Consider the following 24,434-nt stretch of genomic DNA (forward strand, 5'->3'; position numbering starts at 1 on the left):
TGCTATTTAACTTCCATTTTTGACCAGTAAGGTTTCGATTCGTACCGGTTAGTATAAACACCGGTAACCGTATATTTCCCCACAGGCAGATCAGCCGGGAGCTTGTATTTGCCCAGGGGATAACTCACACCAGCTATTCCCCAGTAATAAACGACAAGTTCAGGAGCAAGATCAACCGTTTTGGCCGCCGATTTCAGGCGAAGTCGGGGAAGCCTGTTTACATCAAAATTGGTATTTCCTGATCCGTAATCGAGTGGCTGGGATTTGGTGTAGAATTCGTCACCTCTGTTAAGAGAAAGAGGTAAAGTATTTCGCTCATGCGTTTTTTCGATACTCCCTTTCCAAATTGTTTCCAGACAGTTCGTTTCGAAGTTGCCTACATAAACACTGTTCTTGCCAATCAGTTTGTCCTTTTCATAAAACGAAAGCAGGTACACACCCTCCTCTAAATTGGCCGGGATCTTGTCAAGCGAGATCTTGGAATGGTCATTCACCCGCATTGCGGCGGTCACTGGTTTTTCAAGAAAGTCGCTTGAAAAAGTCACAGTATACTTTCCTTCCGGGATAAATATTCCGCCCGTGGCAGCAACGGTATCTTTCCTTGTATACTGAAATTTATAAGTCGGCCAAACAGTAACTATCGGCGTGTCGCGGATGAATTTGATTCCTTCAAAAACCACCGGTTCCTGATTATAAAACAAAATTTCCAGCCTGTACGGATCAGAGGTAAGCAGCGCTTCTGTCTTCTCCAATCCAATCCGACCTTCTATATTATACACGACTGTTTCCGTCGAAAAGCCAGTTTTTGGATTGACAACTCTTAAAATAGGTCCGGCCTGGTTTGGACTGGAAGGAATACTGCCCACTTTGGCCTCAAACCGAAGCGGGAAGTTGATACCCTGCGCATTGATGGGCAATTCTTTACTAAGCAGGGTAATATTGGGTTTTCCGGAGAAATTAAAATATACATTGAAGAAGAAGGTGCCGCGATTGGCTTTTTCGCGCAGCTCAAACATCAACGGACCGGCTCCCTGGTATGTGAACCTGATAATACTGTCTTTGGTAATTTCACCGTTCTGGTTTACCAGTCCGATGTTCGAATGCAGCGACAATTTAACTTCGGCCTGCTGCTCGCTGTAAGTGTCGGGCAGGCTCACCATATAGCTGTTGGAAGTAGAATCAAAAGTGATTTGCTGTGCACCTGTTACATTCAGACCTTTCAGGAATTCTCCTGCTTTCGTCGGATTTTCGGCTTGCGGCTCAGGCTTTGGACCAACTTCCGGGTCTTTATCTTTCTTACACCCTGAAATAAGTGCGACTAGCAGAAGTATCAGGTAAATGGACTTTTTCATGGCAAATTCGAATAAACAAATGGTTACTCTGTTCATCCGAATTTAAGTCTTATTGCAGACAAATTGCAATTAATCATCAACAATCTATAAGCCCGTCCGCCCGCATTCCATCAGTACCCGACGCTTGTATCGTCGCCCCGGGGATCCGAGCCGCCTTCAAGCGTTCCGTCGGGTAAGACAAGAATGCAGTCCATGCGGCCGATTGTATTTCTTTGTTGTTCAAGAATATATCCTTTATCCTGTAACTTTTTGATTGCTCCTTCTGAAAATGCATTGGCTTCAAATGTTGTCTTGTCGGGAAGCCACTGATGGTGAAATTTCAATGCATTCACCGATTGCTGCATTGTCATTCCATGTTCGAGCACGTTCAAAACGGTCTGGTACACAGAAGTAATGATGGTCGAACCTCCGGGAGTACCTACCACCATGAAAAGCTTACCATCTTTTTCGAGGATAGTCGGCGTCATGGAGGAAAGCATTCGCTTACCTGGCGAAATTGCATTGGCTTTATTTCCAATAAGTCCGTACATATTCGGCGCACCGGCTTTGATACTGAAATCGTCCATTTCATTGTTCATGAAAAATCCGGCGCCTTTGATTACAACGCGGCTCCCGTAACCTCCATTCAATGTAGTAGTGAGCGAAACTGCGTTTCCCTCTTTGTCCACAACCGAAAAATGCGTGGTTTCCAGACTTTCATATCCCGGAAAAGTACCGCCTTGAATATCCTTGCTGTCGGTTGCTTTATTCCAGTTGAAATCTGCCCAGCGACCAGCCAGGTATGCTTTGTTCATCAGCGTCTCCTGCGGCACTTTCACGAAATCGGGATCACCCAGGAACTTGGCCCTGTCAGCATAAACGCGCCTTTCGGCTTCAATCATCACCTGAATGGTTGAATCAGCATGCCAGCCCCATTTCCTTAACGGAAACTGTTCGGTAAGGCGCATTAACTGCACCAGTGCAATTCCGCCACTCGAAGGCGGCGCCATGGTGATCACTCTATAGTGTTTATAGCTCTCAGCTATGGTTTCCCTCCATTCCGCATTATAGTCAGCAAGGTCTTTTTTGCTGATTATCCCTTCCCCATTCCGGTTTATGTCTTTGACAAGCAGCCGGGCTGTTTTGCCTTTGTAAAAACCATCACGCCCTTTTTTCTGGATCCTTTTCAAAACCTTTCCCAGATCCTTCTGAACAAGAATATCGCCCGCAGCCCATTCCTTTCCGCCCGGATGAATAAAGTAGCCGGTACCTGGATTGAGCGTTTCGACATCTTTTCGCACTGCATTTAATCCACGTGCTTCCCGCTCTGTCTGCACCACGCCATTCATCGCCAGGTCTATTGCGGGCTGTAAAACCTGCTTCCATGAAAGTTTACCATGTTTTGCATGCACTTCTGTCATTCCCGCTACGGATCCCGGCACACCGGAAGCAAGTCGGCCCAGAGTACTTGCTTTTGGAATGATGTTTCCGTCTTTGTCGAGGTACATATCTGCGTGCCCTTTTGCCGGCGCTTTTTCACGAAAATCGATGCTGTAACTCTTCCCGCTCTTGTCGCGCAGCACCAGAAATCCACCGCCGCCGAGGTTACCTGCGGAAGGGTGCACGACCGCCAATGCAAACTGCACAGCCACTGCCGCATCAACCGCATTTCCTCCTGCTTTCAATATCTCAACTCCCACCTTTGAAGCTTCGGGATGTGCGGATGCAACCATGCCATTTTTGGCGAAAACACCCTGCCTGTCGCTGAAATAAGGTTTTTGATTTGGATCGTCGGAAAGGAACTGGTAAAAGCCGGTGGATTCCTGAACAGGTTTCTGGGCAGATGCAAGCCACGGAATGCAACAGAAAATAATGAAGAATGTGTAGTGTTTTTGCATAACAGGAGTGTAAGGTTAGTGTTGTAAGATATCAAATCAGACCGTTTTTCTTACCTTTTGTAACAATTTATTTCAGGATCAGAGGCTTAACCGTTAACTTTTGAATTGAATATGTCCCGACTGTGATTATGAAATTTTTACGACAGGTTTTAGAAAGTCTCAGATTTGCCTGGCAAGCGCTAAAGTCTAATATTACGCGCACAATCCTTTCCCTGCTCGGTGTTACAGTCGGCATTTTCGCCATTGTTGCCGTCTTTACCATTGTTGATTCCTTGGAAAGAAGCATCAAGGACAGCATGAGTTTCATTGGCGATAAAGTGATTTATGTTCAAAAATGGCCCTGGGGTTTTGGAGGTGAATATCAATGGTGGAAATACTTTCAGTGGCCGGAGCCCACTTATGCCGAATACAAATATCTATACGAAAACCTCGAAAGTGCCAGCGCAGTTGCCGTGATGGATTTCAAGGGAAATACAACTCTTAAAAACGGCTCAAACAGCATCACAGCTCAAATCCAGGGCGTTTCCTTCGAGTACAATCAGATCTCCGAAATTCCGATCGCGACAGGCCGCTACTTCATTCCGCTGGAAACAAGCAATGCAAGGAATGTCGCCGTGGTAGGTGCGGATATCGCCTCTGCCTTGTATCCGGGACAGGATGCGATCGGGAAACCTTTCAAGTTGGCCGGTAATAAATTCACGATTGTTGGGGTACAGGTGAAAAAAGGAGAGAGTCTGGTCGATTTTGGCGGTAGTCCCGATAAGAACTGCATTATCCCTTTTACTGCATTTTCAAAGTTATTCCAGTCAGGCCGCAGGAGTGCTGATATAGTTGTCAAAGGCTTCCCGGAAGATGAGGGAATGCAGGAAGTCGAAGCTGAGATAACCGGCTTAATGCGCACCAAACGCGGTATAAAGCCCCGTGAAGGAAACAACTTCTCACTCAATCGTCCCGAGGCGGCAGCACAGGCAATTGCCGGCTTGTTCGCTGTGTTAACGATCGCGGGCTGGGTGATAGGCAGCTTCTCCATTCTGGTAGGAGGCTTCGGGATTGCAAACATCATGTTTGTTTCGGTAAAAGAAAGGACAAATCTGATCGGTATCCAGAAATCACTTGGCGCGAAAAACTATTCCATTCTTTTTCAGTTTCTTTTTGAGGCGGTTATGCTCAGTCTGGTAGGCGGATTGGTAGGGATATTCCTGGTTTACCTGATGTCTTTTGTACCAATGGGTTCGCTGGAAATCCTGCTTACACCGGGTAATATCCTGCTCGGGCTTACCGTATCCAGTGTTATCGGCGTGCTTTCAGGGATCATTCCCGCGATGCTTGCCGCCAGAATGGACCCCGTTATTGCAATCCGCGCGAAATAATAGGAAAAATCAAACCGTTTTCCGAAGTTAGCTTTCATCATAAACACTGAATTTCACACTTATGCGTAAATGGGTCATATTCGCGATTTTTCTCGCGATTATCTTTGGAATCTTATACTATCTCACGTTCGGATATTACAGCGAAGGCAAAAGGGGCGGTTTTATTACCAAGCTCAGCAACAAAGGATATTTGTTCAAAACTTATGAAGGCGAACTTAGAATGGGCGGGCTTTACGAGGGCGACGGAACAATGAACTCGTCGGAATGGGTCTTTTCTGTAAGCGGGAAGAATAAGGATGCGATTGCAAAACTCGAAGAAGCGATCAAAAATGGTCACCGCGTGTCGCTGACCTACGAAGAGAAATTTTTTACGCTTCCCTGGAATGGGGATACCAAATATTTTGTGACGAATGTTGAGGTGCTGGGCGGCTCGAGACCTGCTTTGCCAGACAATCAGCCGCAGACGGAACCGCTGCCTTCGCCTACTGAAATCGATACCAACGAAGTACTTTAATGCAAAGCCGGACTAGCCTCCGGCTTTTTTTGCTTTATATCCTTTGCTGGTCAGCCAGGTGATTACCTTGTCGCGGTGGTCGCCCTGGATCTGCACTTCGTGGTCCTTTACTGTCCCGCCGCTTCCGCAGAGGTTTTTGAGCAGCTTGCCCAAAGCTTCCAGGTCCGATACTTTGCCTGTATAACCTTTTATCACCGTACTTACCTTTCCCCCGCCCTTTCTTTCCAGCCAAACCCGCAGGTCCTGCTGATTCGGCGGCAAAGTCTCAGCTTCATCGTCGGCATCATTAAACTCGAAATCGGGATTGGTTGAATAGATGATCCCGGAGCGGTTCTTTTTTGACATTTTTAAAACTGTATTCCTGTTTGTAATGTGAATTTAAACAATCACGCGCAGACTTTCAGGTTTGATACTGACTTCAATGCGCGCAGTTGTTAGCTGCAGGGGCTCGCCATCGTAGTGGATCAGCGGCGGCGCTTCGGTCTCGATCACGGCGTGCGTTGCACTTTGATAATCGATAAAACGCGACGCCTTCATTTGTTTGGTAAAAAGCTGGTATGCGAGCGAAGTACCATACCATTTTGGAAAAGGTTTGATCGTGCAGATATCGAGCATTCCATCCTGCAAGTTAGCCTGCGGAGCTACCCAGGCATTATTTCCAAACTGACCTGCATTGGCAAACGAGATGGAGAATGCATTGGTCTTTACACCATTCAGCTTGAAGCTCTGCGGCTTGTAATGCCAGTAGGAGCGGAACGAAACATTGACATAAGTAGCCAGTCCGCGCACTTTCTGCTGACTGAAAAGGTGACCAACGTACGCGTCAAAGCCCATCCCCGCCGTGCAGAAGAAGGGAATGTCGTTGAGTGTTGCCGTATCTATTGTAACCTGCTTGCCCGAAAAAAGCTTGTACAGCGATTGGTCCAGCGAAATCGGAATCCCTAAATGCCTGGCCAGCCCGTTTCCCGAACCCAGCGGAATGATACCAACCGGCGTTTTGCTACCTACAAGCGGCTGCGCGATTTCGTTAATGGTACCATCTCCCCCCACTGCCACAATACCAGCCCAATCCTGCCGGTTAACGTGTTCTTTCACAAGCTGCGTAGCATGCGCCCGGCCTTCGGTAAAAAGAATTTCTGCATTACAATCATTTTTGTCCGCGATAGACTGAATGCGGGAAGTAATGAAGTCAGTTCTTTTGCCGGTTGAAGTACCCGAGTTTGGATTGAGGATAAAGAGAAAGGAGCGAGCCACTGATCAGGCGAAGAATAAGAAAAGTATGAGTAGAAAAACGATAATGAACAGGTAGTAAATACCATCGATAAACGGATATTTCTGCCTGTCAATCTTGCTGAAAAGATCATTGAACTTTCCCATTCCTGCGAATTACTGTCGTGTAAATGCTGTTAGTCCCGGCCAATCAAATCTTTCATTATATTGGAAGACCGAATGACTGTTTTACAAAAATCTGCAAAAAATATGAGAAACTGGCTTTTTACCCTCATCCTGCTTGCTACCTGCACCTTCGCATTCGCCCAGTCGGACAAGGACAAGGAAGAAGTGCTGGCGATACTCCGGCAGCAGGAGGCGGACTGGAATCAGGGAAATATCAAATCCTTCATGAATGGATACTGGAATTCTGACTCGCTGATGTTTGTGGGAAAAGCAGGTATTACTTACGGGTACAAAGCAACCTACGAGCGCTATATGAAGAGTTATCCCGACAATGCAACAATGGGAAAGCTGAAATTTACATTCCTGAATTTCTCCTTTCCAGGCCCGGGTGTAGCATTTGTTGTAGGTAAATTCCATTTGACCCGACCAGAAAAAGGCGATCTGGAAGGACACTACACTTTACTTTTCAAGAAAATAAAGGGGAAATGGCTGATCATCTGCGATCATACCAGTGGCTAAAAACAAGAAAGCCGGGTTGATGCCCGGCTTTCTTGTTAGATATCGGTCGCCTATACTCTTTTGAAAATAAGCAATGCATTCACAGGAGGCTTGGTGGTATCTGTGTTTGTGTTCACCACCACAGTCAGGTCTGTTTGTGTTTGCGTGATCTTGAATTCTTCCGAGTTACTTCCCTCAGTCAATGTAAGTTTATCGCCATTTACCTTCCATTTGGCATTGGTACCTACGGGAACGAGCGTACCTATTGCAGTTACCGCCACCGGGCAATCAGCCGTTGCGATGGTGTTGTTGGCATTGAAGGTCAATTTCATCTCGAAAATACACGGAACTACCGCCTTGATCTGCTCAATGTTTCCAATAGGAGGAGCGCCCGGCTCGGGAGTAATCGCAGTCAGCTGCCAGGTACCTACAATCGGATTATTATCGAGCGGCTCGGCATCGGGCTCTTTGTCGTCTTTACAGGCAGCTACTATCAAAGCCATCGCGAGCAGCATCGCATAGAGAGACCTGGTTGCGTAATGAGTGATTTTCATGGATTTTGGAATTAATGTGATCAGTTGGGAAATGGTAAGTTTAACGTTCAAACCTACCTTAAAAATGCTTCCGGCGAAAAACTTTTAGCGGTGAAGCGGAAGAATTACTGCTTCAACCATAATGCGATCAGCTCTTTTGCCGCGCTGGCAGGAAGTAAATTCCCTTCTTTGACAGCCGCTTCAAGGCTTGGTAACCGGGTTTTGACCTTATTGTTTTCGTAAAAACTATCTTCCAGCAGCTGCCGGATCATTTCATGCATCCAGTCTATTTGTTGCAATGCGCGGCTTTTTTCAAAGTATCCGCTGAGCCGCGTGGTATTTTCAAACTCAGCGATTAGATTCCAGATCTCTGCAATGCCTTTGTTTTCAATTGCCGAGCACGACATGACCTTTACCGGAACACCGGAGCTTGCCGGGGGCATTAAATGCAATGCATTCTGATAATCAGAAATGGCGGTTTCCGTTTGCTGTGCATGATTTGCATCTGCCTTGTTGACCACAATGGCGTCGACCATTTCCATAATCCCCTTTTTGATCCCCTGTAACTCGTCACCGGCGCCGGGCAATGTAAGCAGCAGGAAAAAGTCTGTCATTCCTTTCACGAGCGTTTCCGATTGTCCCACACCGACCGTTTCCACCAGGATTATATCATAACCGGCCGCCTCACACAGCATCATAGCCTCACGGGTATTTCGAGCAACGCCACCGAGCGACAAGCCCGTTGCAGACGGCCGGATAAATGCAAGCGGATTTCTGACCAGCTCTTCCATTCGGGTCTTATCGCCCAGGATACTGCCGCCGGTCTTTGAGCTTGTGGGGTCTACTGTAAGCACCGCCACACGTTTTCCAAGAGAGGTAAGGTGTGTGCCGAGCGCCTCGATCAGCGTACTCTTTCCTACGCCGGGTACGCCTGTGATCCCTACGCGCAATGCATTTCCTGAGTGAGGTAATATGCCTTGAAGAATGGAATGCGCCAGTTCGCGGTCGCCTTGCAGCCGGCTTTCAATGACGGTAATAGCGCGGCTCAGGATAATGCGGTCACCGGCCAGGATACCGTTGACGTAAGCTTCTGAAGAAAGGCGCTCCCGCATAGTTTTTGATTAAAATACTGCCTCGCAGGCGGTATGTCGTTCGTCGCCGAAAATTAAACTTTTTATATGAGAAAAGGCGAAAAGGCGTATCTTGGTCGTTTTCAATTCTATATTTTCCAATTATATTGATCAGAATGAAAATTTCGATGGTTCGTCTGGGTTTGCTTGTGTTAAGCAGTCTGGGCTTTTTTAGCGCAAGTGCACAGGAGGCTGGGAAAGGGGCTTATGACGCACACGTATTGTTTCACCCGCTGTTTAATTTCCAGCCTGGTAACGAATACCGCACAGGCAGCGGCGCGCAGGGACCTAAATACTGGCAGAACAAAGCCGACTATAAAATCAACGTAACGCTTGATGAGGCGAAAGGAACAGTGAGCGGGGATGTAGAGCTGACTTACAAGAACAACAGTCCCGAAAACCTTGAATTTATCTGGCTTCAACTGGATCAAAATGCATTCAGCGAGCAATCGAGAGGAGGCAGAACAACGCCGGTGACCGGCGGAAGATTCGGGAACACAGGTTTCAATGGCGGAGATTCCATTACCACTGTAACTGTTCAGCAAGGCAAAGACAAGTTTGTTGAAGCCGATTTTAAAATCACAGATACACGCATGCAGATCCGCCTGAAAAATCCGGTGAAAGCAAACGGCGACGTGATCAAAATCAAAATTGCTTACGCCTTCAAAATTCCCGAGTACGGTTCAGACCGCATGGGAACGTTGGAAACAAAAAATGGTATCGTCTATGAAATGGCACAATGGTACCCGCGGGTAGCTGTTTTCGATGATATAGAAGGCTGGAACCTGTTGCCCTACCTGGGTGCGGGTGAATTTTACCTGGAATACGGCGATTTTGAATATAATGTAACTGTGCCCTGGGACCATATCGTGGTGGGTTCGGGCGAGCTGCTGAACCCGGGTGAAGTACTTACCTCAGAGCAAAGAACCAGGCTGGCGAATGCAGCTAAAAGCGACCAGACTGTGATGATCCGGTCGGCAGAAGAGGTTTCAAATCCTGCTACAAGGCCGAAACAATCAGGTATGCTTACCTGGCGCTTCCGTTGTTTGCAGGCGCGTGATATTGCCTGGGCCACTTCAAAAGCATTTGTGTGGGATGCTGCGAGGATGAATTTACCAAAAGGAAAGACTGCATTGGCGCAATCGGTATATCCTGCTGAGGACGGCGGGCTAGACGGATGGGGCCGCTCAACCGAATACGTAAAAGGCTGTATCGAGTTTTATTCGAGCTATATTCATGAATATACCTACCCGGTGGCTACCAATGTGGGCGGTATCGTTGGCGGAATGGAGTATCCGGGTATCGTGTTTTGCAGCAGCAAAAGTCGCAAGGATGATCTTTGGGGAGTAACAGATCACGAATTCGGCCACAACTGGTTCCCGATGATCGTGGGTAACAATGAGCGTAAATACGCGTGGATGGACGAAGGTTTCAACACATTCATCAACTTCCTGTCCAGCGACAACTTTAACAATGGCGAATACAAAACGACGCAGATGAATGATCTGCACCAACTGGCGCCCCTTATTTACAGACAGAAAGCCGACCCTATCATGACTATCCCTGATGTAGTTCAGGCGCAAAACCTGGGTTGGGAAGCTTACCTGAAACCAGGTTTAGGTCTTAAAATGCTGCGTGAGCAGGTTTTGGGCAAGGAACGGTTTGATTATGCATTTAAAGTATATGTGCAGAGATGGGCATTTAAGCATCCGACTCCTTATGATTTCTTCCGTACAATGGAAGATGCAGCGGGCGAGGACCTGGGCTGGTTCTGGAAAGGCTGGTTCTTCGAGAATTACAAGCTTGATCAGAGTGTGAAAAGCGTAAGCTACGTGGAGCAAAACCCGCAGCGCGGCTCATTTATCACAATTGAAAACCTGGACCAGTGGGCAATGCCAGCGAAGATTGACATTGAAGAAGTAAGTGGCAAGAAAACGCGGATTGAACTGCCTGTTGAAATCTGGCAGAGAGGCGGGACCTGGACTTTCAAGGCACCAACCCAGCAGCCAATTCGTTCGGTAACGATTGATCCGGAACATGCATTGCCGGATATTAATCCGTCCAACAATACTTGGAAACCTCAGATGTTTGCCGAGCCGGAGGTAAACTGATAAGTTTGCAAAAAGGAAAAGCCTTCCGATTGAACTGTGTGTTCCGTCGGAAGGCTTTTTTAATGTCCTGCTGTTAAATTGTAACCAGCATTGCTCCGTAAGAGTAACCTCCTCCGAAAACGGTAACCACGATATTTTCTCCTTTTTTAAACTTATCCTTGTTTTCAGATAACGCAATCGCGCAGCCTGCGCAGCCGGTATTTCCCAGATATTGGATGTTGGAAATCAGCTTGTCGACCGGAATGCCGAGTGTATTGATCACATTGAGGCTGATCCGGTGATTGGCCTGATGCGGAATCAGGTAATCAAGATCGTCAATCGTAAGTCCGCAAGCATGCAGTACCTGCTGACTCACCTTTGGCATATAAATACACGCATTCTGGAACACATCGCGGCCAAATGGCATAATGACGCCGCGATCATTGGGCCTGAGTACTACTGCTTCAATCGCTTTTCCACTGGTAGCTGCTCCGCCTGTGATGATCTTTTTGATATGCATATCCGAATCGGTCTGGCGCTCTTTGGAAATCAGCAGTGCCGACGCTCCATCGCCCCATAAATGACCGGAAACCGTATCCATTTCATTGTAATAGGCAGTATTATGGTCTGAAACGACGACCAATGCTTTGGACGCTTTGCCCAATGCAAAGTAACCTTCCACGATCTCGATTGCATTAAGCAGCGAGGAGCAGGCGGATGAAATGCTCACCACCGGAATATCCGGGATTTGCAGCTGGTGCTGTACTGCATGGGCAAGCGTAACAATGGTATCGTAAGGCGTATAAGTAGCGCCGATAATAAGGTCTATTTCGTTCTTGCTGTAAGGAATATTTTCAAGTAGTGATTCAACCGCTTTAATTGCCATGGTGGAAGTATTCTCTTCCGCTGATGCCTTACGTCTTTCTGAGATTCCGGTCCGTTCTACAATCCATTCGTTGGACAGGTTGTTGAGATTTGTAAAATATTCATTACCAATAACTTCGCTTGGCAAATAATGACTGACTGTATTAATATACATGATTGAGAAGTTGACTCCGCAAACTACGATTCTTTTTGATTCCGAAAGTTAAATATTTCATAGAAATCGTAGTACTAAATATTTGAACAATTCAATAGTAAATTTATAAAATCATAATAACCAGATGGTTCAACCGCGATCTTTTTTTGTATCTGATATATCTACGTAAAAAGACAGCAGTTTTTGTGTTTCGTGCTTCCAATTATAAAAATTTTCAACGCAAATCTTACCATTCTTCCCCATCTGCGCTCGCTGCGGTTCATTTTCTGCCAGTAACACCAGCTTGTCAGACAGCTCCGCGTCGTCGTAAGGAGAAATACAAAATCCGCATTGAGAAGGTTCTACAATGGACTTGTACAAGGGAAAGTCGGAAGTGACCACCGGCAGGCTATGCGCCATGTATTCAAACAACTTGGTTGTATAAGAATCCGGGTAGTCGGCAACTGGTTTGAGCAGGGCAATCCCGGCTACACAGCGCGAGGCACATTGGAAGGCAGTCTGCTGGTCGGTATACCCGTAAAAAACCACATTGTCGCGTACCTGGTCAAACCCCGGCAATGCTTCAAGTACATTCTGATCCAGCCGCAACGGTCCGAAAAAGTGAGCTTTAAAGTGCGGGTAGCGGATTTTCAATCTCGCAAAAGCCAGCATGATAACATCAATGCATCTTTCCAGGGAAATCACACCAACATATAAGAACTCGGGATTTGCTGAGGTAGATTTTTGAGTGGATCTGCAAAGTTCAGGCTCCGGGATCCGCGCAAAGTTTTGAATCACAGCATAGGGATACCTCAATTTGCGGTAAGTACCGAGATATGCTTGTTCAGTAAAAATCAGGAAGAATTGCCTGCGCGCCAGCTTGTCGAAATACCGGAAGAACAGCTGATAGATCCTCGCATTGTTGTATTTCTTTATACTGAATTTCTGATAGAGATTTTCCTGAACTTCATAAATGACCTTGGCTCCCAGCCATTTGAACACGAAAGCAGCCGGTATAAGCTCAGGAACAAAAATGTGCAGAATGTCGGGTTTCAGCCGGAAGCATTTCCAGAACACAACCGGGTAGGTTACCAGTAATCTTGACCAGAGTTTTTTGAAAAAAGGCAGGGAAATGGTTCTAAATGCCTTTTGTTGCCTGACCTTCGGCAAAGCACATATCACCTCGTAATGCGCCGCCAGCGCAGGCGCTATTTTGTACATAATGCGCGGGTCGGTCGGCGGATGTACCGTGCTCAGTAGCAAAACCCGTTTCATTGCTGGCCGACAATGGCTACTCCCGCCGAGGTACCAATGCGATCCGCACCGGCCTCTATCAATGCAAGGGCTTGTTCAGCTGTGCGGATGCCGCCGGAAGCTTTGATTTTGACCTCTTTGGGAAGGATCGTGCGGAGGGTTCTGACTACTTCCACGTCGGCACCTTTGGGAGCAAACCCGGTAGAGGTTTTTACATAATCGGCCCCCGCCTCGGCACAGATTTCAGAAACTGTGTAAAGCTCGAATGAATCGAGGTAGGCAGTTTCGATAATGATCTTGATCAATGCATTTTTGCTGTGAGCCAGCTGGGCCAGTTGTGTCAGCTCCTGCCGCACACTCAGGTAAGCCATTGATTTAAATCGCGACAGGTTCATGACCACGTCCAGCTCGGTAGCTCCCTGATCCAATGCAATCTGTGCTTCTGCGAGTTTGGCTTCCGTGGCGGAGTAGCCCATTGGAAAACCGATGACAGTCGCAAGCTCAATCCTGATAGGACAAAACTCCATCATTTCAACCACGTAAGGCACATAGGTGGGTGCCACACAAATCGCTTTGAACTGGAACGTCCACGCCTCTTCGCATATCTTGCGAATATCGGTTTCAGTTGCGACAGGACTCAGCAGTGTGTGATCAATGCGGGAGCAGAGTGCGTTCATGTATTTGGTACAAGATGAAAAAATAAAAACCCCGCCATAAGACAGGGTTTTCGGATATTATCAGGCTTGACTAAGCTTTGCTTTTTTCTTTTTTAGCAGTTTTCTTGCCTTCGTCCTCCGACTCCGCACCAGCTTCTTCGGCTGCCGCTTCGGGTTCACTGGCTGCTTCTGTTTCTGTCACTACAAAAAGCTCCGGTAAATGCTTAGACAGCAGGTTGTACCACGTAATGATCTTTTTGATATCAGATACATATACTTTTGAACGATCAAAATCAGGCAGGATCTTGTTCAGGAACTCAATCAGCTCTTTGTCCGAGGCAGTTTTGATAGACAAGTCCACCTGTTCGCCATGTACTTCGCGAATTTTGGTAAATACGTCTTCAAGCGGAGCTGATTCCTCCTCTCCGTCTGTAAAAATAGACACGTCTTTCAACACAGAAACTCTCGCAGTGGGCCCGATCAGCGTTTTCTCGCGCTTTTCATCCAGGCTTTCAACAATCACGCCGGCGCGGCTGGGTTTGAGAATACGGAACAGTCCGCCTTTACCTGAAACATTTGCTATTTCCTTTAACAGCTCCATTCCTGTAGACTCTACTTTTTCACTCATCCTTTTTGTTATTTGTTATTTCTGATTTGAATGCGGTTTACTGACCGGCAAGTTTTCCGCAAAATAACGGAAAGATACTTCGCCAAACAACTTGCTAAGGCTGTGTATTCTGAAACGCGTCGTTGTAAGTTTGTATTGCTTTCAGAACAGCATCCCGGCCTTCGTTTTTTTCAGCCGAGGTCACAAACATCGGCGGTATTTCTTCCCAGAGTTCAGCCAGTTTAGCGGTATATGCCTCCACCTGTTTCGCTACCTGCGCCGGTTTGAGCTTATCTGCTTTTGTAAAAATGATATGAAATGGAATGCCGGCTTCTCCCAGCTGCGACATAAATTCCAGATCGACGGCCATTGCGCTGTGCCGTACGTCGATCAATACAAATGTGCAGATCAGGTTTTGGCGGTTGTACAGATAATCGTTGATCATCTTCTCCCATTTATCCCGCTCCGATTTGCTGACTTTGGCATAACCATAACCAGGCAAATCGACGAGGTACCAGGTCTCATTGATGATAAAATGATTGATCAGCTGCGTTTTTCCTGGTTGCTGCGAGGTTTTCGCCAGCGCTTTCTTACCTGTAAGCATATTGATCAGCGAAGATTTGCCTACGTTGGAGCGGCCGATGAATGCGTACTCAGGCAATTCAGGGGAGGGACATTTCAGATAATCTGAATTGCTCATTACGTACCTGGCATCCTGAACTTTCATAAGGAATTAATGTTAATGAAGCTGCGAAGTTATCTTTTTTGCCCCGCAAATCCATTGTAAAAGCTTAATCGTATGTTTAACAAGGGATTGTGAAAAACAAGATTACACGTTATTTTCGTTATTAGGATATAAGTATAACTATCAAGCAAGTAATGAGAAATTTAAAGAAATTAGGTCTGCTGATCGCTGTAATGGCTTTGTCGTTTTCTGTGGCCACTGCCGGAAATGGAGATAAGAAAGTAAAAGAAGCGGAAAAAGGCATTCAATTTGTTGAAGGATCCTGGGCTTCCATCCTGAAAAAAGCAAAGGCTGAAAACAAGATCATTTTTTTTGACGCATATACTACCTGGTGCGGACCGTGTAAGTTGCTTCAGAAAAATGTTTTTACAAGGGCAGATGTAGCCGAAGTTTTCAATGAAAATTTCATCAATGTGAAGTTTGACATGGAGAGTGGCGAAGGTCCAAAGCTGGCTGGCAAATACCCGATCGAAGGTTACCCAACTTTGTTTTTTATCAATCCAAATGGAAAAGTGGTGAAAAAGGTATTAGGCTACACTAGCGCAGAAGACCTGATCAAAACGGGGAAATCGTTGAAAAAGCCAACTGCGAAAAAGAGGACAGTCTAATAACAGTATATAAAGCGAAAGCCCCGGAAGCAAATGAGTTGCTCCGGGGCTTTTTCTATTTCTGCTATTCTTATTCGTAATAGTTTGGAACACGGTGACCGCTGCTTTCGAGCAACCTGTCTTTTTTGAACAGGGTCACGTCAGCTGCAACCATATCATTAACCAGTGCTTTCAGGTCATACTTAGGTTTCCAGCCCAGTTTTGTCATTGATTTCGTTGGATCACCAATCAATAATTCCACTTCGGTAGGACGGAAATATCTTGGATCAACAGCTACTACTTCTTTGCCAACTTCGATCTGGAAATCAGGGTTGTTGCATGCAACAACGGTCGCGATCTCGTCTACACCTTCGCCTGTAAATGCAACTTCGATACCTACTTCGTCAAAAGCCATTTTCACGAATTCGCGAATGCGGGTGGTGATACCCGTTGCAATTACAAAGTCCTCGGGGGTATCCTGTTGCAGGATCAGCCACATCGCTTCAACGAAATCTTTGGCGTGGCCCCAGTCCCGTTGTGCGTCCAGGTTACCCAGGTACACTTTGTCCTGCAAGCCCAATGCGATACGTGCAACTGCGCGGGTGATTTTACGCGTCACGAAAGTTTCACCTCTCAATGGAGATTCGTGGTTGAACAAAATCCCGTTCACTGCAAACATATCGTAAGCTTCGCGGTAGTTAACTGTAATCCAGTAACCGTACAGTTTCGCAACTGCGTATGGCGAGCGTGGATAAAAAGGAGTCGTTTCCGATTGTGGAACAGCCTGCACCAAACCGTAAAGCTCTGAGGTAGAAGCCTGGTAAATCTTGGTCTTTTTAGTCAATCCCAGCAAACGAACCGCTTCCAGGATCCGCAAAGTACCGATACCGTCCACATTGGCAGTGTACTCAGGCTCTTCAAAACTTACCTGTACGTGCGACATAGCGCCCAGGTTATAAATTTCGTCAGGCTGAACTTCCTGAATGATCCGGATGATGTTGGTAGAATCACTCAGATCACCATAGTGAAGATGGAAACGCACATTTTTCTCGTGTGGATCTTCATAAATATGGTCGATCCGCTGCGTATTGAACAAAGAGCTACGGCGCTTAATGCCGTGTACTTCATATCCTTTGCTCAGTAAGAGCTCGGCCAGATAAGAGCCATCCTGCCCGGTTATCCCGGTAATCAATGCCTTTTTCATTTAGACGTCTAGTATATCGAGTGAGATTACGATTAAATTATTACTGGTAATTTGATTAATTGTTTTCTGCTGAGGGATTTACGTTCAAGCTTCTTTTTATATCGACACGGTCGGGCAAAATAACGGCCGAGGCATATTGTTCTTTAATCAGGTCGAGGTACTGTTCTGCATCGCTGCGATACATGAAGTCACCTGCTTTAACGCGGTAAGTAGGTTGAGAGTAGGAAACGTAAGGGTTCAGATCTGGAAATGCCTGGTATATATAAGACTTTGCGCCGTCAGCTTCCTGCCGCACATTACCAACATACAGCTGAATGCGATATCCATTGATATACCTGATCGACTTGTTGTGTTTAGCCAGCGTATCCAGAACTGTATCCAGCTTTTTGTTAACGTAAAGCGGCTTGTCCACATCCGTTTTCGGCGCTGTGCCCGCCTTCGGAGCTGTTTCTGTGACGGCTTTGTCAAATACAGGTTCTACATATTCATACCTCGGGCGCACTGCCGAAAGGTCTTCTCTGTACTCCGAGCTGGACGAGCTGACTACCGACTTTTTACTACAGGCTGATAAGATGATCATGCCAATCTGCAGCGCCAATAAGGAATTCTTTTTCAGCTTCATATCTCTGAAAACGGTAACTTAACTAACAAACATAATAAAAAAGGATGAATCGGCATACCACTTAGTTTTGATTGTAATACCTAACTTTACCAATACAATTCACAATACCAATGCAAATTCAATCCAATTTTCCGCTCCGACATTATAATACCTTTGGGCTGGAATCGACGGCGTGCTTTTTTGTTGAAATTACATCTCTAACGGAATTAACCGAAATCCTGACCAATCCGGAATGGAAAAAAACGCCGAAATTTATTTTAGGCGGAGGCAGCAACATCCTTTTAACACAGGATATTGACGCGCTTGTAATTCATCCGAAACTCACTGGAATTGATAAAATAAAGGAGACTGACAGTCAGATCTGGCTGAAAGCAGGTAGTGGTGAAAGCTGGCATGAGTTTGTATTACACTGCGTGAGAAGCGGTTATGGTGGTGTTGAAAACCTCTCTTTGATCCCTGGCAGTATAGGCGCTGCGCCCATGCAAAATATTGGCGCGTACGGTGTAGAGGTTAAAAATGTGATTGAATCGGTGGAGGCTGTCGAGGTTGAAACCGGCGCACTGCACATATTTTCAAATGCGGAATGCAAATTCGGCTATCGTGAAAGTATTTTTAAAAAGGAGGCTAGCGGCCGCTTCGTAATTACAGGCGTCACCTTTGTTTTGTCCAAAAACCCTGTGCTGAACATTGGTTACGGCGACGTCCAGAAAACACTGGCTGAAATGGAAGTTACAGTTCCAACGATCAGCGACGTAAGTGAAGCGATTATGCGGATCAGGAAAAGCAAATTACCCGATCCGGCGCAGATCGGAAATGCGGGAAGCTTCTTTAAAAACCCCGAAATTCCTGCGGCACAATATGACGATCTGAAAAAGACATATCCTGAAATACCGGGTTATCCTGTTGATGAAAACACCGTGAAAGTGCCCGCTGGCTGGCTGATCGAAAAAGCAGGCTGGAAAGGCTACCGGAAAGGGAACATCGGTGTACATGAAAAGCAGGCGCTGGTACTCGTGAATTACGGAGGCGGTACCGGAAACGAAATCAAGTTATTATCTGAGTCAATTCAGGAATCCATTCTGTCCAAATTCGGGATCAGTTTAAAGGCGGAGGTAAATTTCATTTGATATATGAATTCAAAAAAGCGCAACGCGACGCTGTTTCTTGTTATTCTTTTTATTGCAGTCTTCTTTTTGAAGCAACGGTTTACGGTATCGCTTTATCAGGATGAGTTCCATTACCTGCCGACAGCCGTTTATTTCAGTCCCGAACCCATCCCTTCCATTGATCTGCTGAAAAGCTACAATGAGCTTAATACGCCCATTCCTTTTATTCTCGGCGGGTGGGTTGTGAGTCTTTTTGGCGAAAGCATTCAGGCCCTGCGTTTGCTAACATTCGTTTTCAGCTTCGGTCTGTTAATGCTCTTTGTATGGAACAGTCCTCAGAAAAGCAAACGCTTCTGGCTCTGCCTGGGCGGACTGCTGCTTTTTCCAAACTACTATCTGGTCAGCGTTTATTACTACACGGACATTTTTGCGATGTTTTTTGTACTCGCTGGCATCGTCGCTTATATCAAACGTGTACACTGGGCCGGGATGCTGCTGTTTGCGGCAGCTGTTTGTTGCAGGCAGTATATGCTCGCGTTTCCGGCTGCGGTGGTGGCTTACGAGCTGTTTAATCATTTGAAAAAATCAACTAAACCCGCATTGCTGATCAGGAATGCGTGGGAAGATAAAACGTGGCTTTGGTACGGAATTGCGGTTTTGAGTATCGTGCCGTGGGTTCTGCTCTGGAAGGGGCCGGCCCCTGCTGCCGTTATGGCCGACCAGCACTACGATTCGGATAAGATCGCGCAGTACAATTTTGGTTATCTGATGTATGCATCGGTGGTCATCGCCGTTTATCACGTGATCCCCGAATTGATTTTTACCAGAAAGCTGGGCTACCTGTTTAAGTTTCCGTCACTTTATCCCAAGCTGTTCGCCGCATTCGTCGCGTTACTCGCGGCCGTGATCATCTTTTCACCTGCCAAACAAGCCTATAATCCCTATTTCACGTGGCCTTATCTGGGTTACATTGATCAGTTATTGATGACGATCGGGATAAGCGGACTGATTAAACAGGTCATTTTCGGACTTTTAGCGTTAGTTACTTTAATGCGTTTTTTCTCCCCCAGATTCAATCTTGCGAGCTGGATGGTTGCCTTCAATGTGTTGCTGCTTGGTAAGGCGCAGTTGTCGTGGGATAAATATTCGTTACCGGTAATTATGGCTTTGTGGTTCCTGGCTATGTTTGACGAACAATGGTCGCTGACCGAAAAAGTAGAAGAAAAAGCAGAAGCAGTAAATGCAAAATATTAGGGATATATTTATATCAATTGAGGTGTAAAATCAAGCTTTTGAATTTAAAAGTTGCTGAATGAAATGAGCTTTACAAGTAAGGTAAGTGCCTTTTTCCTGATCATACTCGCAGGAATATCGCAGGAAACATACGGCCAGCGTTTCTTCTCTGTTGTGTTCAACAAGCTGCCTAAGGATATGCAGCTGTTCGCGCGCGATGACAATAATGTAGCCGAAGTTCCCTTTGCAGGAAAAATCGAAGCAACAGGCTGGGACCACATGTCGGTGGTTACTTTCCGTAATGGAAAGCAGGTTGGCTTGCAGCAGCAAAAGTTGGATTATGCCGGTCAGAGTTTCGCCAATTTTGAGCTGAAACCAAAGATCAAAGCTGAAATGGCGGATTATGAATTCGCATTTTATGTTTGTAAAACAGATGATTCTGTACTGATTGTAAAACGAACAGAAATCGTTGCGGGCGATTTTTACGTAATCAGCGGACAATCCAATGCGGCCGCGGTCCATTTTGGAGATTGGTCAAGTAAATACGCGCGCACCCTGGGCAGAACCCCCGATGACAGCCCTGCACAAACTTTGGGCGATACCATGTGGATACCTTCTTCGTGGTCGTGGCCTTACGCAGGCGCGTGGGGCGTGGAAATGCAGCGCCGCATTCTTGAGAAAGATAGCATTCCCACCTGCGTAATCAACGGTGCATTGCCCGGCTCGTATATCCGCTACCACACTGATCGCAATGCTGAAAATCCGGCCTCATCGAATTTATATGGTTTTTTGTACCAGAGGATCAAAGCCGCCAGGGCTGGCCGCATTCGTGCTTTCTTCTGGTATCAGGGCGAGCAGGAAGCTTTGGAGGATATCCGTAATTATGAGCAGGAATATGACAAGCTTTTTAAATACTGGCAGCAGGATTACCCGCAGGTTGACAAGTTTGTGGTCGTTCAAATTCCTGTACTTTTTAACCCGTATTACGTAGCAGGTACGATCCGCGAGTTTCAGCGGAAAACCAAATACATTTATCCCAAAACGGATCATTTCAATGTAAATGGCTTGCCTGGTTTTGACGGCATTCATTATAGTCTTTCCGGCTATCAGGAACTGGGGAGGAGGGTTTACAATTTCCTCAAACCAAAAGTGTACGGTTCTGCTGACAGCAGTAATGTAAATTGCCCGGATGTGCAGAAGATTTACTATTCATCTGAACAAAAAGATGAAATAACGCTGGTTTTCGAAGAAGGACAAAACCTGCGCTGGCCAAAGGATACGCTGATTGACGATGTCAGTGGAACGAAGTTCCTTAAAGGGTTGAAAGATGTTTTTTACTTTGACGGTGACGAATCGAAGCCGGCAAGCATTGCATCAGGCTCTGCAAATGGCAACAAGGTTATCTTAAAGCTCGCGGGCGCCTCTAATGCGAGCAAGCTGACCTACCTTCCTGCTTACAAAGGCGAGCAGATCAGGATCTATTATGGGCCTTTTCTGACGAATGCACGCGGTTTGGGGGCATTTTCCTTCCAGGAGTATGCTATTGCTAATATCATTACATTCCCTGTTTTTGAAGCCAAAGAATCCGAGTTAGCCAGTGTGCTGGTTTCCTGGCAATCCACGGGCGCAGACCAGTATGTGCTGGAAAAGAAAGGACCCGATGATGCGGACTTTAAAACTATCGATACATTCAATGGAAGTACGCTGTCTTATGAGGACAAAGACGTTTCTCCGGATGAAACTTACAGCTATCGCATTCAGGCTTTTAGCAAAACCTCGCAGTCGCTTGTGAAAACTACGACCGTAAAAATGCTGCCGCTTCTGGCTGTAAAACCAGAACCGCGCGAAATGTTCTGGAAAATTTATCCTAACCCTGTTTCAGCGGCTTTAAAGGTGGAGTTCAAAAATCCGGTGAAAGGACAAATCCGGCTGAGCAATGCGCGCGGGCAGCTGGTGCACAATGCGCAGCTAAAATCTGAAAGCAGGTATGAAATGGATATTTCAACGATGCCGACCGGCCTCTACATTCTTACAGTAGATCAGGGCGACGGGACCATGATCAGCAGTAAGATCATCAAGCAGTAACAAAAAAGGGTAGCGAGCGCTACCCTTTTTTGTTACTATATATATTGTCAGAATCAGCTTCCTAATCCGTAGCGTACAATGCAGTACAATGCGCGGAAACCGTCTTTCCAGTTAATCTTTTTGCCTTCTTCGTAGGTACGGCCGTAATAAGACACACCTACTTCATAAATTCTGATCTTGGGTATTTTGGAGATCTTTGCGGTTACTTCCGGCTCAAAGCCAAAGCGTTTTTCGTGAAGTGAAAGGTTCTTGAGCAAATCGGCCCTGAAAAGCTTGTAGCAGGTTTCCATATCCGTCAGGTTCAGGTTAGTGAACATATTGCTCAGGAATGTCAGGAATTTGTTTCCGATCGTGTGCCAGAAAAACAGGATCCTGTGCGGCCTTCCGCCCATAAAGCGGGAGCCATAAACTACATCGGCGTAACCCTCGACGACAGGTTTCAGCAGAATATTGAATTCCTGCGGATCATACTCCAGATCTGCGTCCTGCACGATGATGTAGTCGCCGGTAGCACGTCGGAAACCGGTATGTAGCGCCGCTCCTTTTCCCTGATTGTATTCGTGACGATAGTAGCTTACTTCCAAAAGGGGGTTTTCAGCCATAAATCTTTGTGCTACTCCCTCGGTATTATCTGAGGAACAGTCATTTATGATTACAATTTCTTTCTGAAAACCATTTATTAACTCGACGGATTTTAGCTTTTCCAGCACTCTCCAAATGGTCTTCTCTTCGTTGTAAGCAGGAACTATGACTGATAATTTCATCCGGGACTAGTAACGTGTATGGCTAATATGAAGTTGTAAATCTCTGTATCTCAATCAAAACATAACGAAGCCGCTCCAAGCAATCCTGCATCATTGGCCAATGTAGCACGCTTGATGCTGATTGTTTTCAGATAATAAGGAGTTAACCAGTATTGAAAGCGCTCGTTAATTGCTGGCAAAATAAATTCAAACGAAGCAGAAATGCCACCGCCGATCAAAATTGTAGTAATATCCAGGATGCGTACCATTGAAACCAGTCCTTCTCCCAGCAAGTAACCCATTTCCTGGAATACCTGCTTGGCAAGCTCGTCACCGCCCGAAGCTGCAGCTACGAGGCCGGTTGTTGAGATAGTACCGTCAGCAGGAAGTTGTGTTGTGCCTGTATAGGCTGCACGCATGGAAATAGCCAGGTCGAGGAGTTCTTTTTTGCCGATATTCCTTTCCAGTACCTTACCGTTTTTGGATGGTATATGTCCGGGCTCCATGGCATTACCACCGCCTCCTTTGAAAACCTTCTTATCTATAATCGCTGCTCCGCCGATCCCGGTTCCGAGCGTCACAAAAATGTAATCTTCCGGCAATTTATCCTCTCCGAAATAGTACTCTCCCAATGCAGCTGCATTGGCGTCATTTTCGAGGTAAAAATCGTGTGTTGGAAAGCGGGCTTTCAAGTCAGGCACGATCGCGATACCATCTATTTCGGGAATTGCTGTAATTTCAATTAATGTAGTCCGGTCGCGGGTAGTCAGTCCAGGAACTCCGATACCTACTCGTCTCACCTCGGGATATTCGACCAGCTGCAATGCGATTGCATCGCCCAAACGTTCAATGAAATGTCCTGAGCTGCGCCAGCTGGCCGTATCATGGCTATAAAAATTTGAAATTCTCCCATCCGTAGCGTCAACGATTCCCATTTTTACGTTAGTACCGCCCACGTCTATACCGAGGTATTGTTCCATGAAAAAAGCTAAAGGTTTTAATAAATAATTTTAAAAATGCGGCAATTTACTAAAAATGCGCTTTGTACACTAATCAATCCAGGTCTCCCAACTGCGGGCGGATCAATATTTCTTCAACAACTGTGCGTCCGGAAAGCGAGTAAGTTGACCAGATTGCCTCTGCAACGTCCTTTGGATCAATAAACCGTTCTTCCGGTAAATCAGTCCCTTTCCAGCTATCGGTCAATGTAGCTCCCGGAATCACTGCGGTTACTTTCACATTGTGGGGCTTCATTTCTTCCCTGAGCACTTTCGTCATCCCGTAAAGCGCAAATTTGGATATACAGTAAGAACCTCCGTTTGGATATGCGATAATGCTCGCGGTGGAGCAAAGTGTAAAAATATGCCCTTTTCTCGCGGCTGTCATTTCTGGCAGCAATCCTCGTGTGAGGTGGTAGGCGCTGTAAAGGTTGGTGTTAATCGTTTTCTCTAAAACACCTTCTTCTTCATTGTGTACCTGTCCGGGAATAAATACGCCGGTATTGTTAATAAGTACCTCTGGAAAACGGTTTTGAGACTTAATAAAATCAAGGAATGCATTCACCTGAGAACGTTCGGACAAGTCGGCCTGAAAGATGGAGACTTCGCTTCCCGGGTAAGTTTGGTTGCATTGACTTTTAAGCTGCAGCAGATCGTCATTATTCCTCGCGCAGGTGACCACATCAAATCCGCCTTGCAGAAATCGCTCAATTACCGCCCGGCCGATTCCCTTTGTGCCACCGGTAACTACCGCTAATTGATTCATTTTTCTAAATGCTTCTTTTTTTGCCTAATTTTCCCGAAAATATTGAATACT

At 46.2% G+C, this 24,434-nt stretch carries 24 protein-coding genes; 8 read left to right on the forward strand and 16 right to left on the reverse strand.

Annotated elements, in window-relative coordinates; genetic code table 11:
• Positions 1-2 precede the first annotated feature (2 nt).
• Both ASG33_RS00650 and ggt read right to left on the reverse strand, forming a co-directional pair.
• Positions 3-1,352: a hypothetical protein gene (locus ASG33_RS00650; protein WP_056279292.1), complete on the reverse strand. Its 1,350-nt coding sequence runs from the start codon at positions 1,350-1,352 to the stop codon at positions 3-5.
• A 110-nt stretch (positions 1,353-1,462) separates the two neighbouring features.
• Complete coding sequence (ggt, locus tag ASG33_RS00655; protein ID WP_056279293.1) at positions 1,463-3,229, reverse strand: gamma-glutamyltransferase; 1,767 nt, start codon at positions 3,227-3,229, stop codon at positions 1,463-1,465.
• Positions 3,230-3,357: 128 nt separating this feature from the next.
• On the opposite strand from ggt, the gene ASG33_RS00660 reads away from it, so the two are divergent.
• On the forward strand, positions 3,358-4,599 hold the full coding sequence (locus ASG33_RS00660; protein WP_056279294.1) for an ABC transporter permease: 1,242 nt from the start codon (positions 3,358-3,360) through the stop codon (positions 4,597-4,599).
• A 61-nt stretch (positions 4,600-4,660) separates the two neighbouring features.
• Positions 4,661-5,113, forward strand: coding sequence for a hypothetical protein (locus tag ASG33_RS00665; protein ID WP_056279297.1), 453 nt, complete (start codon positions 4,661-4,663; stop codon positions 5,111-5,113).
• Between the two features lie 12 nt (positions 5,114-5,125).
• Here the strand turns inward: ASG33_RS00665 and ASG33_RS00670 are convergent, their stop codons facing one another.
• Positions 5,126-5,458, reverse strand: coding sequence for a translation initiation factor (locus tag ASG33_RS00670; RefSeq protein ID WP_056279299.1), 333 nt, complete (start codon positions 5,456-5,458; stop codon positions 5,126-5,128).
• A gap of 33 nt (positions 5,459-5,491) precedes the next feature.
• The gene (locus ASG33_RS00675) at positions 5,492-6,367 is read right to left on the reverse strand and encodes a diacylglycerol kinase family protein (protein ID WP_056279301.1); all 876 of its coding nucleotides are present in this window, start codon (positions 6,365-6,367) and stop codon (positions 5,492-5,494) included.
• 225 nt (positions 6,368-6,592) lie between these two features.
• Here ASG33_RS00675 and ASG33_RS00680 point away from each other — a divergent pair, with 225 nt between their 5' ends.
• The gene (locus ASG33_RS00680) at positions 6,593-7,027 is read left to right on the forward strand and encodes a DUF4440 domain-containing protein (RefSeq protein ID WP_056283066.1); all 435 of its coding nucleotides are present in this window, start codon (positions 6,593-6,595) and stop codon (positions 7,025-7,027) included.
• A 50-nt stretch (positions 7,028-7,077) separates the two neighbouring features.
• Here the strand turns inward: ASG33_RS00680 and ASG33_RS00685 are convergent, their stop codons facing one another.
• A complete protein-coding gene (locus ASG33_RS00685) occupies positions 7,078-7,560 on the reverse strand; it encodes a lipocalin family protein (RefSeq protein WP_056279302.1) in 483 nt (160 codons plus the stop codon).
• A 104-nt stretch (positions 7,561-7,664) separates the two neighbouring features.
• Positions 7,665-8,651, reverse strand: coding sequence for a methylmalonyl Co-A mutase-associated GTPase MeaB (meaB, locus tag ASG33_RS00690; protein ID WP_056279304.1), 987 nt, complete (start codon positions 8,649-8,651; stop codon positions 7,665-7,667).
• Positions 8,652-8,785: 134 nt separating this feature from the next.
• Between meaB and ASG33_RS00695 the strand changes: the two genes are divergently transcribed.
• Positions 8,786-10,780 (forward strand): M1 family metallopeptidase, encoded by a 1,995-nt coding sequence (locus ASG33_RS00695; RefSeq protein WP_056279306.1) that lies wholly within the window; start codon positions 8,786-8,788, stop codon positions 10,778-10,780.
• A gap of 73 nt (positions 10,781-10,853) precedes the next feature.
• Here the strand turns inward: ASG33_RS00695 and ASG33_RS00700 are convergent, their stop codons facing one another.
• The 5 genes from ASG33_RS00700 to yihA form a co-directional block, all read right to left on the reverse strand.
• On the reverse strand, positions 10,854-11,798 hold the full coding sequence (locus ASG33_RS00700) for a 3-oxoacyl-ACP synthase III family protein (protein ID WP_056279310.1): 945 nt from the start codon (positions 11,796-11,798) through the stop codon (positions 10,854-10,856).
• Between the two features lie 129 nt (positions 11,799-11,927).
• The gene (locus ASG33_RS00705; RefSeq protein WP_056279311.1) at positions 11,928-13,052 is read right to left on the reverse strand and encodes a glycosyltransferase; all 1,125 of its coding nucleotides are present in this window, start codon (positions 13,050-13,052) and stop codon (positions 11,928-11,930) included.
• The gene (gene deoC / locus ASG33_RS00710) at positions 13,049-13,708 is read right to left on the reverse strand and encodes a deoxyribose-phosphate aldolase (RefSeq protein WP_056279313.1); all 660 of its coding nucleotides are present in this window, start codon (positions 13,706-13,708) and stop codon (positions 13,049-13,051) included. The genes ASG33_RS00705 and deoC overlap by 4 nt, the downstream gene beginning before the upstream one ends.
• 70 nt (positions 13,709-13,778) lie before the next feature.
• Positions 13,779-14,315 carry a DUF5606 domain-containing protein gene (locus ASG33_RS00715; RefSeq protein WP_082489048.1) on the reverse strand — a complete coding sequence of 179 codons (537 nt, stop codon included), beginning with the start codon at positions 14,313-14,315 and terminating at the stop codon, positions 13,779-13,781.
• Between the two features lie 94 nt (positions 14,316-14,409).
• Positions 14,410-15,021, reverse strand: a complete 612-nt coding sequence (gene yihA, locus ASG33_RS00720) for a ribosome biogenesis GTP-binding protein YihA/YsxC (RefSeq protein ID WP_056279315.1) — start codon at positions 15,019-15,021, stop codon at positions 14,410-14,412.
• Between the two features lie 152 nt (positions 15,022-15,173).
• Here yihA and ASG33_RS00725 point away from each other — a divergent pair, with 152 nt between their 5' ends.
• Positions 15,174-15,647, forward strand: a complete 474-nt coding sequence (locus ASG33_RS00725) for a thioredoxin fold domain-containing protein (RefSeq protein WP_056279317.1) — start codon at positions 15,174-15,176, stop codon at positions 15,645-15,647.
• Positions 15,648-15,717: 70 nt separating this feature from the next.
• On the opposite strand, the gene gmd is transcribed toward ASG33_RS00725, so the two are convergent.
• Positions 15,718-16,830 (reverse strand): GDP-mannose 4,6-dehydratase, encoded by a 1,113-nt coding sequence (gmd, locus tag ASG33_RS00730; RefSeq protein ID WP_056279318.1) that lies wholly within the window; start codon positions 16,828-16,830, stop codon positions 15,718-15,720.
• A gap of 55 nt (positions 16,831-16,885) precedes the next feature.
• On the reverse strand, positions 16,886-17,452 hold the full coding sequence (locus ASG33_RS00735) for an SPOR domain-containing protein (RefSeq protein WP_200942709.1): 567 nt from the start codon (positions 17,450-17,452) through the stop codon (positions 16,886-16,888).
• Positions 17,453-17,562: 110 nt separating this feature from the next.
• On the opposite strand from ASG33_RS00735, the gene murB reads away from it, so the two are divergent.
• The 3 genes from murB (at position 17,563) to ASG33_RS00750 (ending at position 21,876) form a co-directional block, all read left to right on the forward strand.
• Positions 17,563-18,579: a UDP-N-acetylmuramate dehydrogenase gene (murB, locus tag ASG33_RS00740; protein ID WP_056279320.1), complete on the forward strand. Its 1,017-nt coding sequence runs from the start codon at positions 17,563-17,565 to the stop codon at positions 18,577-18,579.
• 3 nt (positions 18,580-18,582) lie between these two features.
• Positions 18,583-19,812: a hypothetical protein gene (locus ASG33_RS00745; RefSeq protein WP_056279322.1), complete on the forward strand. Its 1,230-nt coding sequence runs from the start codon at positions 18,583-18,585 to the stop codon at positions 19,810-19,812.
• 63 nt (positions 19,813-19,875) lie between these two features.
• Entirely contained in the window at positions 19,876-21,876 is a 2,001-nt protein-coding gene (locus ASG33_RS00750; protein ID WP_082489049.1) for a T9SS type A sorting domain-containing protein, read from the forward strand.
• Between the two features lie 53 nt (positions 21,877-21,929).
• Here the strand turns inward: ASG33_RS00750 and ASG33_RS00755 are convergent, their stop codons facing one another.
• The 3 genes from ASG33_RS00755 to ASG33_RS00765 all read right to left on the reverse strand — a co-directional run bounded on the left by ASG33_RS00755 (position 21,930) and on the right by ASG33_RS00765 (position 24,383).
• A complete protein-coding gene (locus ASG33_RS00755; protein ID WP_056279325.1) occupies positions 21,930-22,640 on the reverse strand; it encodes a glycosyltransferase family 2 protein in 711 nt (236 codons plus the stop codon).
• A 50-nt stretch (positions 22,641-22,690) separates the two neighbouring features.
• Positions 22,691-23,599, reverse strand: coding sequence for an ROK family protein (locus tag ASG33_RS00760; protein WP_056279327.1), 909 nt, complete (start codon positions 23,597-23,599; stop codon positions 22,691-22,693).
• 73 nt (positions 23,600-23,672) lie between these two features.
• Positions 23,673-24,383 (reverse strand): SDR family oxidoreductase, encoded by a 711-nt coding sequence (locus ASG33_RS00765; RefSeq protein WP_056279329.1) that lies wholly within the window; start codon positions 24,381-24,383, stop codon positions 23,673-23,675.
• Positions 24,384-24,434 lie beyond the last annotated feature (51 nt).

It is taken from the genome of Dyadobacter sp. Leaf189, assembly GCF_001424405.1.
In the GTDB taxonomy this organism is placed as follows: Bacteria; Bacteroidota; Bacteroidia; order Cytophagales; family Spirosomataceae; genus Dyadobacter.

Excerpts from the sequence above, each read along its gene's own strand:
- ASG33_RS00650 (WP_056279292.1), bottom strand. The coding sequence starts at position 1,352 with ATGAAAAAGTCCATTTACCTGATACTTCTGCTAGTCGCACTTATTTCA.
- ggt (WP_056279293.1), bottom strand. The coding sequence starts at position 3,229 with ATGCAAAAACACTACACATTCTTCATTATTTTCTGTTGCATTCCGTGG.
- ASG33_RS00660 (WP_056279294.1), top strand. The coding sequence starts at position 3,358 with ATGAAATTTTTACGACAGGTTTTAGAAAGTCTCAGATTTGCCTGGCAA.
- ASG33_RS00665 (WP_056279297.1), top strand. The coding sequence starts at position 4,661 with ATGCGTAAATGGGTCATATTCGCGATTTTTCTCGCGATTATCTTTGGA.
- ASG33_RS00670 (WP_056279299.1), bottom strand. The coding sequence starts at position 5,458 with ATGTCAAAAAAGAACCGCTCCGGGATCATCTATTCAACCAATCCCGAT.
- ASG33_RS00680 (WP_056283066.1), top strand. The coding sequence starts at position 6,593 with ATGAGAAACTGGCTTTTTACCCTCATCCTGCTTGCTACCTGCACCTTC.
- ASG33_RS00685 (WP_056279302.1), bottom strand. The coding sequence starts at position 7,560 with ATGAAAATCACTCATTACGCAACCAGGTCTCTCTATGCGATGCTGCTC.
- meaB (WP_056279304.1), bottom strand. The coding sequence starts at position 8,651 with ATGCGGGAGCGCCTTTCTTCAGAAGCTTACGTCAACGGTATCCTGGCC.
- ASG33_RS00695 (WP_056279306.1), top strand. The coding sequence starts at position 8,786 with ATGAAAATTTCGATGGTTCGTCTGGGTTTGCTTGTGTTAAGCAGTCTG.
- ASG33_RS00700 (WP_056279310.1), bottom strand. The coding sequence starts at position 11,798 with ATGTATATTAATACAGTCAGTCATTATTTGCCAAGCGAAGTTATTGGT.
- ASG33_RS00705 (WP_056279311.1), bottom strand. The coding sequence starts at position 13,052 with ATGAAACGGGTTTTGCTACTGAGCACGGTACATCCGCCGACCGACCCG.
- deoC (WP_056279313.1), bottom strand. The coding sequence starts at position 13,708 with ATGAACGCACTCTGCTCCCGCATTGATCACACACTGCTGAGTCCTGTC.
- ASG33_RS00715 (WP_082489048.1), bottom strand. The coding sequence starts at position 14,315 with ATGAGTGAAAAAGTAGAGTCTACAGGAATGGAGCTGTTAAAGGAAATA.
- yihA (WP_056279315.1), bottom strand. The coding sequence starts at position 15,021 with ATGAAAGTTCAGGATGCCAGGTACGTAATGAGCAATTCAGATTATCTG.
- ASG33_RS00725 (WP_056279317.1), top strand. The coding sequence starts at position 15,174 with ATGAGAAATTTAAAGAAATTAGGTCTGCTGATCGCTGTAATGGCTTTG.
- gmd (WP_056279318.1), bottom strand. The coding sequence starts at position 16,830 with ATGAAAAAGGCATTGATTACCGGGATAACCGGGCAGGATGGCTCTTAT.
- ASG33_RS00735 (WP_200942709.1), bottom strand. The coding sequence starts at position 17,452 with ATGAAGCTGAAAAAGAATTCCTTATTGGCGCTGCAGATTGGCATGATC.
- murB (WP_056279320.1), top strand. The coding sequence starts at position 17,563 with ATGCAAATTCAATCCAATTTTCCGCTCCGACATTATAATACCTTTGGG.
- ASG33_RS00745 (WP_056279322.1), top strand. The coding sequence starts at position 18,583 with ATGAATTCAAAAAAGCGCAACGCGACGCTGTTTCTTGTTATTCTTTTT.
- ASG33_RS00750 (WP_082489049.1), top strand. The coding sequence starts at position 19,876 with ATGAGCTTTACAAGTAAGGTAAGTGCCTTTTTCCTGATCATACTCGCA.
- ASG33_RS00755 (WP_056279325.1), bottom strand. The coding sequence starts at position 22,640 with ATGAAATTATCAGTCATAGTTCCTGCTTACAACGAAGAGAAGACCATT.
- ASG33_RS00760 (WP_056279327.1), bottom strand. The coding sequence starts at position 23,599 with ATGGAACAATACCTCGGTATAGACGTGGGCGGTACTAACGTAAAAATG.
- ASG33_RS00765 (WP_056279329.1), bottom strand. The coding sequence starts at position 24,383 with ATGAATCAATTAGCGGTAGTTACCGGTGGCACAAAGGGAATCGGCCGG.